The sequence below is a fragment of the Chitinophagales bacterium genome (assembly GCA_041392475.1).
In the GTDB taxonomy this organism is placed as follows: Bacteria; Bacteroidota; Bacteroidia; order Chitinophagales; family UBA2359; genus JAUHXA01.
The window spans coordinates 949034-964125 of sequence record JAWKLZ010000002.1 but is presented as its reverse complement, the minus strand read 5'-3'; the positions used below and the strand labels follow the sequence as shown (position 1 = coordinate 964125).

The window sequence follows — 15092 nt, the reverse complement described above, 5'->3', positions numbered from 1 at the left end:
AATAATCAATCAGATATGAAACAAACATTCTTGTCTATATGGATATTCACATGGATACTCTTTGGGTGTACCTCCTGTGAAATGGAAACCAAGCAGTCCACAAAGACAACTCCTCCTGCTAAAGTGGAGTTACCCAAAGTCACCTTCAATGCAGATTCTACCTACCATTTTGTGCAAAAACAAGTCGATTTTGGACCTCGCACTCCTGGTTCTTCTGCCCACAAAGCTTGTGCGGATTGGTTGGAAGCAACCTTGAAAGACTTTGGTGCAGAAGTAATTGTTCAAGAAAGTAAAGTGAGTGCAGCACTTGGAGGTATTGTGCCAATGTACAACATCATTGGTGCTTTCAACCCAATGGCTTCCAAACGAATATTGTTGACAGCGCATTGGGATACCCGCCTTGTGGCAGATCAGGACGATGAGGAAGGGAAACAAAAGGATCCTATTGACGGTGCAAACGATGGAGGCAGTGGCGTGGCTATACTATTAGAAATTGCCCGTCAATTGTCACTGAATCCGCTACAAAATATCGGCGTGGATATTTTGTTGTTGGACGTAGAAGACCAAGGATTGAGCGAAACGGAAGATACCTATTGTTTGGGGGCACAGTATTGGGCACAAAATTTACACAAACCCAACTATACTGCAGAGTTTGGAATACTGTTGGACATGGTGGGGGCAGGTGATGCCGTCTTTTTTCAAGAGTACTACTCTTTGCAGTATGCACCTCATGTGGTGAAAAAGGTTTGGGATGTGGCTGCACAAAAAGGGTATAGCAGCTACTTTACTAACAAAAATGGGGGGGGGGTGACGGACGATCATTACTACATCAACAAGTTCGCCAAAATTCCAACGATTGACATTATCCATCATTCGCCTCAAGGATTCGGTAAATTTTGGCATACACACAACGATAATATGAAGGTAATCAACAAAAATACATTGAAAGTGGTAGGAGATGTCGTACTGACAGTGGTACGGATGGAAGATTTGGTTTTGTAACGATTGACGATGGACGGATGAAGATAATAAAGGTTGTTTTATGGATTCAATTGCTTCGTTTTCTTCAACAAGATTCCATGGGAATGACAAAATAAAAAACACAAACCCTCCCCGATGAAAAGTCGGGATTTCGCTATCGCTCAACAAACACAAAAAAAGACATTAACACCTTAACACAAAAAAACATGAACCGAAAAATACGCATGGGGATGGTAGGTGGCGGAATCGGTGCTTTCATTGGAGAAGTACACCGAATGGCTTCCAGAATAGATGGACAGATAGAATTGATCTGTGGTGCATTTAGCAGCAGTGCCGAGAAGTCAAAGCAGTCGGGAGAAGAATTCTACTTATCTCCAGACAGGGTATATGCCAATTTTGAAGAGATGATTTTGAAGGAAAAGCAACTACCCGAAGGTGAACGAATGGATTTTGTGTCTATCGTCACACCGAATCACGTTCATTATGCTCCTGCAAAAATGGCTTTGGAAAATGGCTTTCATGTGGTGTGCGACAAGCCTTTGGCGTTCAACTTGGAAGAAGCGAGAGATTTGGAGAGGTTGGTGGGTGAGACAGGCCTTATTTTTGCCTTGACCCACAACTATACGGGCTATCCGATGGTGAAACAAGCGAGGGAATTGGTGAAAAGTGGTGCGCTTGGAAAAATCCGAAAAGTGGTGGCAGAATATCCACAGGGTTGGTTGAGTACCTTTCTAGAAGGAAGTGACCAAAAACAAGCTGCTTGGCGAACAGATCCTACTCGTTCGGGAGCAAGTGGTTGTTTTGGAGATATTGGTAGTCATGCTGAAAACTTGGCGGAGTATATCACTGGGCTGCAAATCACCGAATTGTGCGCTGATTTGAGCATTTTTGTAGAAGGAAGGCTGTTGGATGATGACGGCAATGTATTGGTTCGATTCGACAATGGCGCAAAGGGAATTATTTTTGCGAGTCAAATTGCAGCGGGAGAGGAAAACGAATTGAAGATTCGGGTTTATGGCGAAAAAGGCGGTCTGGAGTGGCTGCAATCTGAACCAAATACGCTGACAGTGAAATGGTTGGATGCCCCAAAGCAAGTTTTCAAAACAGGTAATGGTTATGTTTCGGCTGCATCGGCAGCGCATACCCGCATTCCCGCAGGACATCCCGAAGGTTATTTGGAAGCTTTCGCCAATATTTACCGCAATGTTGCAAAGTGTATTCAGGCGAGATTGAAGGGGGAAACGCCCGATGAATTGTACCAAGATTTTCCAACGGTCAAAGATGGAGTGAGGGGAATGTTGTTTATCGAAAAAGTAGTCGAATCGAGTAAAAGTGAGCAGAAGTGGGTGACGATGTAAGCAAAGATGAGTCAAAAATTTGTTGAAGATTCTGCTCCATTTTTGCACAAAATAGAGTCTATTCCGTTGGTTTACATTAAAAAATAGGCAAGGGAACAAATTGCAGAAATTTTGTGTTGAAAGAGGTAGAATTCAACTATTTTTTTAAACTTCAACTAAATTTCAAAATAATATGGTATTTGATCCGATTTATATGCTTATCACCTTCATTGCAATGGGGGCAAGTATGTTTGTTGGCAGTATGCTCAAAAGGCGTTTTAAGGAATATTCGGAAATTCCTATGGCAATGAGTGGAAAGGAAGTAGCCGAAAAAATGCTGCAAGACAATGGCATTTACGATGTGCAAGTGATTTCGGTGGGTGGTCAGTTGACCGATCACTACAATCCTGCAAATAAAACGGTGAATCTCAGCGAAGTGGTTTACCATCAACGCAATGTAGCTGCAGCAGCCGTTGCAGCGCATGAATGTGGACACGCCGTTCAGCACGCTCATTCTTATACTTGGCTTACCTTAAGGTCACAATTGGTACCCATAGTACAGATTAGTGCCAACTGGATGCAATGGGTGTTGTTGGCGGGTATTTTTTTGATGTCAATGGGGCAATCTTGGCTGTTGCTTATTGGTATAATGATGTTCGCTTTCACTACTTTGTTCAGCATTGTCACCTTACCTGTTGAATTTGACGCAAGTAACCGTGCATTGGCGTGGCTCAACAGTTCGGGAGTCGCTACAAGTATGCAGCACGAAAAAGCTAAGAATGCTTTGTGGTGGGCTGCTATGACTTACTTTGTTGCAGCACTTGCTTCTTTGGGACAGTTGTTGTATTTCATTATGATTTTTATGAATGCAAGAGATTAATATAGTGATTGGTAAATTAGTGACTGGTGATTGGTTTTCAAAACTATTAATTGTCAGTTTTTTGTGCAAAAAATAAGCTTGTTTTTTTTGCGGTGACAAAAATGAAAAGGTCAGCATTGAAATTATTTCAACGCTGACCTTTTTTCTTTTCCTTTCCTTCAACCGCCTTCCTTGTTTTGTGTTGTACCTTTGCAGAAAAGCAGCAATCCAATATTTTAAATATTCAATAGAATGAACACAACAGATAAAAACCTTTTGGTGAAATTACTCGTGGTGTCTTTGGTGATTATTTATTTTCAGGTAATCGTTGGAGGGATTACAAGGTTGACCGAATCGGGCCTTTCGATGACCGATTGGAAGGTGGTGACGGGCAGCATTCCGCCTTTGACGCAAGAGGCATGGGAAATGGAATTTGAGAATTACCAACAAACTCCTGAATACAAGGAAATTAACAAAGGAATGAGCCTTTCGGAGTTCAAAAATATTTTCTTTTGGGAATGGCTGCATCGGGTTTGGGGCAGATGGGGTTTTGTGTTTTTGTTCGGCATTTTCATGTATTTTTTGTGGAAGAAGAAACTGGACAAAAAACACATTGCTCGGTTTTCGCTGCTATTGGTGCTGTACATTGCACAGGGTTTGTTGGGCTGGTTCATGGTGAAAAGTGGACTGGTGGATAGGCCAGAGGTGAGTCATTACCGCTTGACGGCACACCTGCTCTTGGCAATTTTTCTGTTTGCCTACATTCTGTGGTATGTGTCGGATTTGGTAGTCCCTCCTGAATCCAAAATCTATGACCCTAAAATGCGGCGTTTTGCATGGATATTGGTGGCTATGTTGGTCGTGCAAATCATGTTTGGGGGTTTTATGTCTGGACTGAAAGCTGCTTCTCACTATCCGACTTTCCCCGATATGAATGGGGCATATATTCCGTACAACCTGTTTGAGATGAAGCCGTTTTGGATCAATTTCACCGAACACATCCCAACGATTCAATTCACGCACCGCAGCATTGCCTATCTTTTGGTGGTGTTGATTCTCACCTATGGACATTTTGCCAAACGATTGGGCGCAAACCATCCTTTTTTCCGTCAGGTGAATTTGGCTTTGCCTTTTGTGTTGGTAACACAAGTTTTACTTGGCATTTTCACTTTGCTCAATTCTCTGGGCAGTGTTCCTGTGGTTTTGGGTGTGGCGCATCAGGCTTGTGGGCTGTTGTTGTTGAGTACGATGTTGTTGTTGGGGTTTCAGTATGTGGGAGAAAAGCAAGGGTAGTGAATATCAAAAAGTTTAAATAAAAAATGAATGCATTAGGATTTTGGAAAGAATTTTATTTTAGAGGAGACAATTTACCCTCTATATTTGAAAATGGAGTTTTGACGAAAAAAGGTGAGCAGGATGAGAAAATCCATCCAAAGATAATAGCTTACCTTAAGTCGGGCATTTGGCTGTTTAAAGCTAGGTCGTTATTTATATGCCTTTTAACAGAAGAAGTAATTGGCACTCCATATACTTATACTGACGGAAAATGGTATTGGACGACAGAGTACATTTATTATTTAGAAAATTATAACCTAAGTATCCCTACTGATTTTTTAGAATGGATAGAGCTAAATAATTACGAAATTCCAAAAGAGGAAGACTTTGAAAAGGAGAGGATAGAGTCTTTAAAAGAAGAAATTGAGGATTATGGTTTTTAGTGTGCAAACTCTAATAGGTCTATTATAGCATGAGTTCATTATAACAGCAATGTAGCTATACATATATATCCTTCAAAGCGTCACCGATGCCGTTCCGAATATCGAGTTTGGCAATGACTTCAATGCTAAGAATGGGGTGGCAAATTACAGCTACTCCAATGGCAACCTCACAGGAGATTCGGGCAAAGGCATGGGAATTGACCAATACAATTTCTTGGAACAACCCCAAAACATCACTACCGACGATGGGCGCATCGAACTCACCTACGATGCCCTCGGCAACAAACTCCAAAAACGAATCTATGCCGAAGGCTTCAATCCCGACAATGGGCCATTTAATGAGTGCGTAGCAGAAGCCTTGATGAAACAACAAGACTACCTATTGGACTACCTCTACCGTTGGCACTATCCCGAAACCAAACCCAATAGCAGCGAACCCAAATTTCGAGTCCACCGTTTCTATCACGAAGAAGGAAGTATTGAGTGGAGGAGAATTAGTGAAGGAACAACAAATGCCCCTTATGAGACTTGTTTCCAATACACCATACGTGATCATCTAGGCAACGGCAGAGTCTATTTCACCAAAGACTACGACAATGATGGCTTGCTCGATGTGCTTCAAGAGTCTCACTACTACCCCTTCGGCGCACAAATCGAAGGCCTCTCCAAACTCTACGACCCACCTGGTGGCGTACCTTATGCTTCCAATGGCTATGTCTATACCGAAGAAAACAACCCTACCTACATCGAATACCGACAATACACACACGACCTCAAACGTTACAACGGCAAGGAGTTCAATCGGGAATTGGGGCTGAATTGGTATGACTATGGGGCGAGGTGGTATGACCCTGTTATTGGGAGGTGGAATGCGGTGGATCCGTTGGCGGAGAAATTTTATGGGTGGAGTCCGTTTAATTATGTGTTGAACAATCCTTTGAGGTTGGTGGATCCTGATGGGAGGAGTCCTAATGGGGGATCAGGAACTCCCCCCTATTTATTCCAAAAAATAGGGGAGGCAGCAACTTATATTGTAAATGATCTTGTTCCTACCATAGCAGATAAAACTGTTGAAACCTTTCGTGCTGCTAGAGAAACACAAATAGGCCAGTTTGTAGAAGAAATGGCAAATGAAACTATAGGTGCATTTGTTGATGTAGGATCAGCAGTCATTTTTCCAATGATCAATCAAACAAAAATTGTAATCAAGGAGGGAGTTCACGAAGGTTATGCTTATAATCGTGAAAATAACATTCTGCCAAACACATATACTCTGGACGAAGACTGGAATCTTATACCACAGGGACCTATGGGAACTATGGGAGGTAGTGAGGAAAGAAGTAAGGAGTTCATGAAAAACACGGTAAAGGTTTTAACGACTATAGCTGGAGGACCTAAAGAGACTTTAGTTGAAAGAGGGGCAACTATGGCTACAAAAAGTGCAATTAATAAAGCTACCGAAAAACTTCTTGAAGTTGAATAATGCTTGCATTCATGTAAAAACTCATAAAAAATATGGAATTTATATTCGAATTAATTGTTACTTACTTATTTAGTTATCCAGGAGCTTTAGTACGCTGGATGATTTTAAAGGCTTTTGGCTCTAAAAAAACTTTTGAAGAATGTTTAAAACAGGATATTACACAAAATGCAGCTTTAGGTTTTCTACTTTTGGCAGTGTTATTTATTGTTATTTGATTATGATATTTTTAGTTTCATGTCAGAATTTTGTTAATCAGGATAAGGGTAAACAATTAGCGGGAAACATAATATCTGATACACAGTTGATTAAGTCAAACTATTCAAACTGTTTATCTCATATCGAAGCAGGCAGTGAAATAGTTTGTAAGGATGAAGTAGTTAAAATTAGGCTTCTCTATAAAAAGACAAAGGAGAATTTATTGGATCTTGCTAATCTAAGAAAAAAGGGAGTATTATCAGATAAAACATATAATTTTTACATTGAACATATAAACGAAAACCTTAAAGATGTGAGAAATTTGAATTATCAGTTGAAAGAGAAGGGTATATTTATAGATTTTAAATAAAAAATGAGTATCTGATACTGGATAATTTGATTCCCTTAGCAAGATTGTTTTAACCAGTTGGAATCAAACGACAACAAATTCAATAGAGACAGCAATAATTCGGCAGCTACAGCTACCAAAAAGGCAGCCTAACGGAAGACACAGGCAAGGGAATGACCATCAACAAATACAACTTTTTGGAGCATCCCGAAATCATCAGCACCAATGAGGGGCGAATAGAATTGACTTATGATGCCCTCAGCAACAAACTCCAAAAACGAGTCTATGCCTATCGAAGATTCCGATTCTTTCGGAAAGGCTTCAATTCCGACAACTTCCCCAACAGTTGTGCCACCGAAGCCCTGATGAACCAACAAAACTACCTATTGGACTACCTCTACCGTTGGCACTACTCTACCGTTGGCACTACCCCGAGACTATTAGCTTTGAACAGGAACAATAATTGAAAAGAAACTTGTACAGCGCAGCATACTAACCGTACAGTTTTCTTTACGTCAAGTGAGCTTCTTTTTTATTAAACCTTCTTGTTCAATGCTTTCCCTCCAAACTCTACGACCCTCCTGGCGGTGTGATTTTTAGCAACAATGGCTACCTATATCCACAAGACCCAAATACAGGCTACACAACCTTCATCGAACAACTGCAATACACACACGACCTCAAACGTTACAATGGCAAGGAGTTCAATCGGGAGTTGGGGCTGAATTGGTATGACTATGGGGCGAGGTGGTATGATGCGGTGATTGGGAGGTGGAATGCTGTTGACCCATTAGCCGACCACCCGAAACAAATCGGAACATCTCCCTATACCTTTGTAAACAACAACCCAATAAGGTATGTTGACCCAACTGGAATGATTTGGGAAGACCCCAAGCAAGCAGAAAGGCTAAATAAATCCATTAATAGCAGGATAGAGAGCATAGATAAGAATAGCACGAAAATTCAGGCTCAAATTGATAAAGGAGGATTAAGTGATAAGAAGTTAGCGAAGCTTGAAGGTAAACTTGCGGATAATAGTCAAAAAGTTGAAATGTTGAATCAATCACTTGCAGACGTTGAAGCGATTGGAAATGCTACCGAAACTTATAAACTTGGAAGCCCAAGTGCGAGTGATGGCACTCACGGAGTTGTTAAAGGAGCTGATGGAGTTATCAAAATTGAAGGTAGCAACACAGGTCTTCATATTCACGAAATCCGACACGTAGGACAGTCTATTGAAGCTGGTGGAGTTAAATTTAATAAAGATGGTAAATTATTAAATGCTGCCACTACTTTAGAGGGAGCAAGAAATAACGAAGTAAATGCCTATCAGACACAATTTTCTTTTGACGGTTCATATCCTGCAGGAGCCAGTTCATTGAAAGACATTAATGGCACAACATTAATGAACATAAAGACCTCAGATGGTAGAACTGTTTACGAAAAGCTAAAAGATAAGAAGAAATGAGAAAGTTGTTATTTATATTGATAGTAGCGTTTCAACTTGTGGGCTGCATTTCAACAAAAGGTCAAAAATTGAAAGTTCAAGATATGTCAGGTGTATATGAGCGACAAGAAAGCTCTGAGAAGTTAGAATTAAAGTCTGATGGAACCTATATATTATGGAACACTGAAATATTATTTACTCCTGTAATAGAACAGTGTGATTATGTATCAAAGGGGAAATGGTCTGGTATAGCAGATAATGTTATAGAGATTACAAGCGAAGATTATTATGCAGAGCAAAAGGGCTTTGAATATGAGATTGAAAAAGAGAACAAATTTTCTCAGGACAGTTTGTATATCCAAGTGGTTTTTCCTACTGATTTTCACCCTGTAAAATTGGGCTTTACATTTAACCACAATAACAGTAAGTCCATTACAACAAACAAGACAGATATCGTATTGCCTAAATCAAAGCACTTGTGGGATAGAAGAACCGCTACAAACCAAATCAGTTTTAGCCTGAATGCTGATGTGTCAGGAACGGAACTTTACAGAAGCAGGATATTATTTAAAATTTTTGAGGAGTCAATAGACACCGAAAAGTTTAACTTTTTGACTATTAGCTTGCCCAATTTTGACAGATGCTTTTTTGAGTTTGAGCCTTATAATCAGGAATTGATTTATATCAAAGGCAAAAATCAGATATTGTGGCAAGGGGAAATATGGAAAAAATAGTATAAAGAGTAACAAAAGCCCAGACGTACCGCTTGGGCTTTTTTATTACATAATACTCTGAAACTTAGTTTGTTTAATAAAAGCATCAAGGAGAGCGAAAACGTGTTGTTTTTCGCTCTCTTTTAGTTTTTGTATGTCAAGAACACGGTTTACAATCGTTTTTTCAAGAAGTACATCGGTAGAGCCTACCAAATAATCTAAAGATACTTCGAGAGCTTCGGCAAGTTGCGTAGCCATCTCAATTGATGGGGCAGGAGAATCTTGTGAACCCAAAATGGTCTATGCGGTCAATTATGGACTAATGGACGACCTGACCTATACCTACAATACAGGAAACAACACCCTTCAACAAGTCACCGATGCCGTTCCGAATATCGAGTTTGGCAATGACTTCAATGCTAAGAATGGGGTGGCAAATTACAGCTACTCCAATGGAAACCTTACTGGAGATTCGGGCAAAGGTTTGTCCTTCAATGAGTACAGTTTTTTAGACCAACCCCAAAACATTTCCACCGATGAAGGCTCTATTCAACTCACCTACGATGCCCTCGGCAGAAAACTCCAAAAAAGAGTCTATGACACAGGTTTTATTCCCACCAATTCTCCTGAGTGTGTGGGCAATGATTTGGTCGGTCAGCAAGACTACCTACTCGACTTTGTCTATCGCCGCTACTATCCCGAGACCGATGCAAACGGTGCGCCCAAAAGCCGAGCGCACCGTTTCTATCACGAAGAAGGAAGCATAGAGTGGCGTAGAGTAGATGCTACAAATGGAGGCAGTCAAACTCCTTGGGAACCGACCTATCAATATACGATTGCCGATCATCTCGGCAACGGCAGAGTCTATTTCACCAAAGACTACGACAACGACGGGCTGCCCGACATCCTACAGGAATCTCATTATTACCCATTCGGACACCAAATAGACGGCCTCTCCAAACTCTACGACCCTCCTGGCGGTGTGATTTTTAGCAACAATGGCTACCTTTATCCAGAAGACCCAAATACAGGCTACACAACCTTCATCGAACAACTGCAATACACACACGACCTCAAACGTTACAATGGCAAGGAGTTCAATCGGGAATTGGGGCTGAATTGGTACGATTATGGGGCGAGGTGGTATGACCCTGTTATTGGGAGGTGGAATGCGGTGGATCCGTTGGCGGAGAAGTTTTATGGGTGGAGTCCGTTTAATTATGTGTATAATAATCCACTTTCTTTTATTGATCCTGATGGGCGAAAAATTGTTATTGCTGGAAATTCTGATTTTCAATCAAAGGTTTGGAAGCATATGGTTTCATTGGCAATGAATAACGAAACAGGTTTTGAACAACTAAAGAAAGCTGTCGAAAGTGAAAAGACCCTTGTAATTTTTGCTGGTGACGCTAGTGTGGTCAGGTGGGGTGGTAATGGAGATAAAACATCCGGTAAGGAAGCATACTCAACTTTAGCAATAAATTTTGAGGAGATGGCTGAATCTAAAGATGGTGCAGCTGGTAGTATAGAAGCAGACTTGGGACATGAACTTAGTCATTTTAATATGGAAATAGAAGGTGGACTTTCGAAGAGTAAAGATGGAGACTCAATTGTGGGTGTAAGTCCTGAAGAAGTTCCAGCTTTAGAAATTGAAAATTCTATTAGAAAGGAACTAGGGATAAGTGAAAGAAAAAGCTATTCAGGTCATGATTTTTATGGGAAGGAACTTGGTAATAATGAGAAATATACAGGATACTATCCTAAGAAAAAAACAGGAAAATATGCTCCTGTAAAACAAGGTCAATGTACAAAAGACGAAAGGGCAGAATATCTATCTAAAGTCAGACAGTACAATCGAAAAAATCCAAAGACATATTGGAGAAGTGGTAGAAAAATTAAAGAAATTGGCAATCAGAGAGTTTATGAGTGGTAGTGACTTAAGTTTCGCACCCCCTAAATCCTTGGAAATGAAGGCAAATTTATTAAAAAACAACAAGATTAATCGCTTTAAATAACTGACAACCAATTATCAATAAGCGATTTTCCATTTTCAAAACAGTCCTTATTTACAATACAATGAATAAAATGCCATTATTAAACCTTTGATTTTCAAAGCATTGATATTTTCTTAGCAACGAAATTTCAGAAAAAAACTCAATATATTACCCAATAAATGAACTAAACCTGAATTAATTGCTCCGTAAGTCTTCTATAATCTTATTTTTATAAAAAAATCCTTTTTTTATGCCTAAAATGGAAAAATAAGTCTAATTAATTGATAATCAAATTTTTAAATTAAAAAACATGAAAACATTATTTTAATACAACTATAAAAATTATTCAAAGCAAACAAGTTATCTCTTGTCAAAAGGTGCGAAACTTAAGTAGTGACATTAAAAGTTCGAATATTAACAATCAGAGAGCCTATGAATAAGTTTACTTATATAAAAATGTGTATTTTCATAGTATTTTTTATACTATTTACTTGCTGTAATGTAAAAAATATTAATTCTACAATTGATTTAAATACGTTAAATATTTCTAAGTGGAATCAACTAACTGTTAATAAGCTAATCAATTCTTTTAGAATTGATACTACTAATTATAACCAGCTTAAACAGCCACCTCCACTTAGCAAGGTTTCAACATTTTCTTATCCAAATAGTTCAAAAATTTTTAATAATGATATAGCCACTATCTGGAACTTTCTTAATAGGAGAAACTATGCCTTAAATATAGTAGATAGTATTTTTTCTGACTGCAAAAACAAGTTGGAAATAATTGAATTCTATAAGTTTCGATCTATAATAACTTATGAGGTATCTTGTGATAATGATTACTTCAAAATAGTGTTGTATCCAGACAATAGTAAAAAGGTTAATGAAATTGATGAACTTTCTACCTTAATGTCTGGATTAGAAGATAATAGAGGGGTAAGCGCACCAATTAGAACACTAACGATTAAGTCCACTATAGAGAAAAATAATATTTTTATTATCAATACTCTATATATTGATTCAAGCGAAGATTAAAAATTGAAAGTTGTAAGCCGCCTCTATGACCCACAGTTCTGTACCGCACGCCTACAACAACTATGTCTATGCTGCCCAAAACAACCCCGAGTTCATCGAATACCGACAATACACACACGACCTCAAACGTTACAACGGCAAGGAGTTCAACCGAGAATTGGGGCTGAATTGGTATGACTATGGTGCGAGGTGGTATGATCCTGTTATTGGAAGGTGGAATATGGTGGATCCGTTGGCGGAGAAGTATTACTCGATTAATTGAGTCGTCCAAAGTCTAAAATTCTTAAAGTTATAGCAAATGTATGTAAGTTGGAGTTAGGAAAGTAACCTTTGATACTTTCAATAACAATTTTGTATGCTATATTCGCAGCACAAGTTTTGACGCATTAAAACTAAATTTTATGGATGTTGAAATACTATCTCGATTACAATTTGCCTTCACCATTGCCTTTCACTATATCTACCCTCCTCTCAGCATTGGATTGGGCGTTTTGATGGTCATTTTTGAAGGTTTGTACCTCAAAACCAAGAACAAAGAGTATGAACATTTAGCTCATTTTTGGACTAAAATATTTGCCTTGACCTTTGGCATTGGCGTAGCGACGGGCATCGTCATGGAATTTGAGTTTGGCACGAATTGGGCGACTTATTCCAAGTTTGTGGGCGATGTGTTTGGTAGTGCATTGGCGGCAGAGGGGATTTTTGCTTTTGCTTTGGAGAGTGGATTTTTGGGTATTTTGTTGTTTGGCTGGAATCGGGTATCTCCTGTGGTACATTTCATTTCAACGGTTGGCGTATTGTTGGGCAGTATGTTTTCGGCAGTGTGGATTGTGGTCGCAAATAGTTGGCAGCAAACACCTACGGGTTATCATCTTGTTGGAGAAGGGCTGAATGTCAGGGCAGAAATTGTCGACTTTTGGGCGATGGTCTTCAATCCTTCGAGTGTGGACAGGCTCTTACACGTTTGGATGGGAGCGTTTTTGTCGGGTGCATTTTTGGTGCTGAGCGTTCATGCTTATTATTTGTTGAAGGGCAGATATGTGGAGATTTCCAAGAAAGCTTTCAAAATTGCGTTGGTAGTAGCGACTATTTTTTCGCTTTCCCAATTGTTGATTGGTCATCACTCAGCAGACGGGGTTGCCCACAATCAACCTGCGAAATTAGCTGCTTTTGAAGGGCATTTTGACAGCCTTGCAGTGGCCGATATGTATTTGGTGGGTTGGGTGGACAAGGAATCTCAGACGGTGACGGGGATCAAAATCCCGAATGGTTTGAGTTTTTTGTTGCACCAAGATTTTACAACGCCCGTAATTGGTTTGAATGCTTTTCCTGAAGAGGATAGGCCTTCGGCGGTCAATGCTATTTTTCAGTTTTACCATTTAATGGTGGCCATCGGTATGGCGTTGATTCTATTGTCTTTGATAGGGTGTTGGAAATGGTGGAGAGGTACTTTATTTGACTCGAAATGGCTGTTGTGGATCTTTGTTTTTGCAGCGATTTTGCCGCAATTGGCAAATCAGTTTGGTTGGTATGCAGCAGAAATGGGGCGACAACCGTGGGTCGTATATGGTTTGTTGCGGACTTCTGATGCACTTTCTAAGGCGGTGACTGCCAATCAAGTACTTTTTTCGTTAATTATGTTTGCGCTTATTTATACGCTGTTGTTTGTGCTGTTTGTGTATTTGCTGAACAAGAAAATTCAGAATGGGCCTTATGATGAGGATGATACGGAGGATAGACCGAGGCAGCAGGAAATGATGGAGGCAATGACCTGAGATAAAAGACGAAAAACAGGAGATGGTGATAAATGTGGTGTGATTGCAAAAGGGTATAATGGTAAATACTGAACTTACAATCTTTTAATTTCACAATTATCCAATTGTAGAATTCAACAATCAATCAAATGGAAACATTCTTAAACATAGATTACCCAACATGGTGGTTTTTAGTCGTTGGAGCCGTTTTTTCAGGCTATGCCGTATTGGATGGCTTCGATTTTGGGGCTGGAGCGTGGCATTTGTTTTTTAAGAAAGAGCAAAGTCGACGGGTTGCGCTCAATGCGATTGGACCCGTTTGGGACGGCAATGAAGTGTGGTTGGTCATTGGAGGAGGAACGCTGTTTGCAGGGTTTCCAGTGGTGTATGCCACAATGTTGTCGGGGATGTATATTCCGTTTATGTTGTTTTTGATGTTCATTATTTTGCGGGCGATTTCGATAGAGTTTCGCAGCAAAGAAGAAATGCTTTGGTGGCGCAAAATGTGGGACATTACCTACAGTGTGTCGAGTATTATGCTGGCATTGCTGTTGGGAATTGTGTTGGGAAATGTCTTGCAGGGTTTTCCACTGATGGAAGACAAAGAGCTGAGTGTGTCGTTGTTGCAGGTTTTGAACCCGTTTTCGCTTTTGGTGGGAGCTACGACATTGGCTTTGTTTATGATGCACGGAGCGATTTATTTGACCATGAAAACCGAAGGACGACTGTTCGCCAAACTGACCATTTTGTTGAAGAAAGCAATCATTGCTTTTGTGGTTTTGTTTGCCATTACCACGCTTTATACACTTATTTACCTTCCACACTTATCTGATAGATTCAAAGAATCTCCCGTTTTCTTCATTGTTCCTTTGATGGCGATTTTGTCCATTGCGAACATTCCCCGCTTGACGACCAAACGCAAATATTTCCAAGCTTTTTTGTTTTCGGCTTTGGCTATTTGCTTGTTGTTCATCATTGTAGCGATAGAATTGTATCCTGTCATTTTGTTTTCGACCATTGACCCACAAAACCACATCACTATCTATGATGCTGCTTCTTCGACCAAAACCCTCAAAATCATGCTCACTTTTGCAGCGATTGGAGTACCGTTGATAGCGTCTTATACTTTCTTTGTGTATCGGACTTTTCGGGGTGTGGTGAAATTGGAGAAAACGAGTTATTGAAGGAAAAACAAAACCTCTCTATGCCTCTTTCTCCCTTTGT

16 protein-coding genes are annotated in these 15092 nt (G+C 39.9%); 15 read left to right on the top strand and 1 reads right to left on the bottom strand.

The features are described from left to right. The first annotated feature begins 15 nt into the window (after positions 1-15). The 10 genes from R3E32_17305 to R3E32_17260 all read left to right on the top strand — a co-directional run bounded on the left by R3E32_17305 (position 16) and on the right by R3E32_17260 (position 9103). Positions 16-1002, top strand: coding sequence for a M28 family peptidase (locus R3E32_17305; protein ID MEZ4886498.1), 987 nt, complete (start codon positions 16-18; stop codon positions 1000-1002). A gap of 185 nt (positions 1003-1187) precedes the next feature. Beyond that, a complete protein-coding gene (locus tag R3E32_17300; GenBank protein MEZ4886497.1) occupies positions 1188-2339 on the top strand; it encodes a Gfo/Idh/MocA family oxidoreductase in 1152 nt (383 codons plus the stop codon). A 172-nt stretch (positions 2340-2511) separates the two neighbouring features. Beyond that, positions 2512-3198 (top strand): zinc metallopeptidase, encoded by a 687-nt coding sequence (locus R3E32_17295; GenBank protein MEZ4886496.1) that lies wholly within the window; start codon positions 2512-2514, stop codon positions 3196-3198. Positions 3199-3429: 231 nt separating this feature from the next. Beyond that, on the top strand, positions 3430-4470 hold the full coding sequence (locus tag R3E32_17290; GenBank protein MEZ4886495.1) for a COX15/CtaA family protein: 1041 nt from the start codon (positions 3430-3432) through the stop codon (positions 4468-4470). Between the two features lie 26 nt (positions 4471-4496). Next, positions 4497-4895 carry a hypothetical protein gene (locus tag R3E32_17285; protein ID MEZ4886494.1) on the top strand — a complete coding sequence of 133 codons (399 nt, stop codon included), beginning with the start codon at positions 4497-4499 and terminating at the stop codon, positions 4893-4895. Between the two features lie 136 nt (positions 4896-5031). Continuing rightward, positions 5032-6378: an RHS repeat-associated core domain-containing protein gene (locus R3E32_17280; GenBank protein MEZ4886493.1), complete on the top strand. Its 1347-nt coding sequence runs from the start codon at positions 5032-5034 to the stop codon at positions 6376-6378. Between the two features lie 32 nt (positions 6379-6410). Continuing rightward, positions 6411-6593, top strand: a complete 183-nt coding sequence (locus R3E32_17275; protein MEZ4886492.1) for a hypothetical protein — start codon at positions 6411-6413, stop codon at positions 6591-6593. A 502-nt stretch (positions 6594-7095) separates the two neighbouring features. Further along, a complete protein-coding gene (locus R3E32_17270) occupies positions 7096-7389 on the top strand; it encodes a hypothetical protein (GenBank protein ID MEZ4886491.1) in 294 nt (97 codons plus the stop codon). Positions 7390-7511: 122 nt separating this feature from the next. Next, a complete protein-coding gene (locus R3E32_17265) occupies positions 7512-8390 on the top strand; it encodes an RHS repeat-associated core domain-containing protein (GenBank protein ID MEZ4886490.1) in 879 nt (292 codons plus the stop codon). Beyond that, on the top strand, positions 8387-9103 hold the full coding sequence (locus tag R3E32_17260) for a hypothetical protein (protein ID MEZ4886489.1): 717 nt from the start codon (positions 8387-8389) through the stop codon (positions 9101-9103). Before R3E32_17265 ends, R3E32_17260 begins: the two co-directional genes overlap by 4 nt. Positions 9104-9148: 45 nt before the next feature. Here R3E32_17260 and R3E32_17255 read toward each other — a convergent pair whose 3' ends face one another. Continuing rightward, complete coding sequence (locus R3E32_17255; protein MEZ4886488.1) at positions 9149-9340, bottom strand: hypothetical protein; 192 nt, start codon at positions 9338-9340, stop codon at positions 9149-9151. Between the two features lie 64 nt (positions 9341-9404). Between R3E32_17255 and R3E32_17250 the strand changes: the two genes are divergently transcribed. The 5 genes from R3E32_17250 (at position 9405) to cydB (ending at position 15052) form a co-directional block, all read left to right on the top strand. Next, complete coding sequence (locus R3E32_17250; protein MEZ4886487.1) at positions 9405-11015, top strand: RHS repeat-associated core domain-containing protein; 1611 nt, start codon at positions 9405-9407, stop codon at positions 11013-11015. 493 nt (positions 11016-11508) lie between these two features. Next, on the top strand, positions 11509-12114 hold the full coding sequence (locus tag R3E32_17245) for a hypothetical protein (GenBank protein MEZ4886486.1): 606 nt from the start codon (positions 11509-11511) through the stop codon (positions 12112-12114). 25 nt (positions 12115-12139) lie between these two features. After that, entirely contained in the window at positions 12140-12376 is a 237-nt protein-coding gene (locus tag R3E32_17240) for an RHS repeat-associated core domain-containing protein (GenBank protein MEZ4886485.1), read from the top strand. A gap of 139 nt (positions 12377-12515) precedes the next feature. Next, entirely contained in the window at positions 12516-13889 is a 1374-nt protein-coding gene (locus R3E32_17235) for a cytochrome ubiquinol oxidase subunit I (GenBank protein MEZ4886484.1), read from the top strand. A 128-nt stretch (positions 13890-14017) separates the two neighbouring features. Next, complete coding sequence (gene cydB / locus R3E32_17230; GenBank protein ID MEZ4886483.1) at positions 14018-15052, top strand: cytochrome d ubiquinol oxidase subunit II; 1035 nt, start codon at positions 14018-14020, stop codon at positions 15050-15052. Positions 15053-15092: the final 40 nt, after the last annotated feature.

Coding starts and splice junctions, on each gene's coding strand:
- R3E32_17305 (MEZ4886498.1), top strand. CDS start 16: ATGAAACAAACATTCTTGTCTATATGGATATTCACATGGATACTCTTT.
- R3E32_17300 (MEZ4886497.1), top strand. CDS start 1,188: ATGAACCGAAAAATACGCATGGGGATGGTAGGTGGCGGAATCGGTGCT.
- R3E32_17295 (MEZ4886496.1), top strand. CDS start 2,512: ATGGTATTTGATCCGATTTATATGCTTATCACCTTCATTGCAATGGGG.
- R3E32_17290 (MEZ4886495.1), top strand. CDS start 3,430: ATGAACACAACAGATAAAAACCTTTTGGTGAAATTACTCGTGGTGTCT.
- R3E32_17285 (MEZ4886494.1), top strand. CDS start 4,497: ATGAATGCATTAGGATTTTGGAAAGAATTTTATTTTAGAGGAGACAAT.
- R3E32_17275 (MEZ4886492.1), top strand. CDS start 6,411: ATGGAATTTATATTCGAATTAATTGTTACTTACTTATTTAGTTATCCA.
- R3E32_17270 (MEZ4886491.1), top strand. CDS start 7,096: ATGACCATCAACAAATACAACTTTTTGGAGCATCCCGAAATCATCAGC.
- R3E32_17260 (MEZ4886489.1), top strand. CDS start 8,387: ATGAGAAAGTTGTTATTTATATTGATAGTAGCGTTTCAACTTGTGGGC.
- R3E32_17255 (MEZ4886488.1), bottom strand. CDS start 9,340: ATGGCTACGCAACTTGCCGAAGCTCTCGAAGTATCTTTAGATTATTTG.
- R3E32_17250 (MEZ4886487.1), top strand. CDS start 9,405: ATGGACGACCTGACCTATACCTACAATACAGGAAACAACACCCTTCAA.
- R3E32_17245 (MEZ4886486.1), top strand. CDS start 11,509: ATGAATAAGTTTACTTATATAAAAATGTGTATTTTCATAGTATTTTTT.
- R3E32_17240 (MEZ4886485.1), top strand. CDS start 12,140: ATGACCCACAGTTCTGTACCGCACGCCTACAACAACTATGTCTATGCT.
- R3E32_17235 (MEZ4886484.1), top strand. CDS start 12,516: ATGGATGTTGAAATACTATCTCGATTACAATTTGCCTTCACCATTGCC.
- cydB (MEZ4886483.1), top strand. CDS start 14,018: ATGGAAACATTCTTAAACATAGATTACCCAACATGGTGGTTTTTAGTC.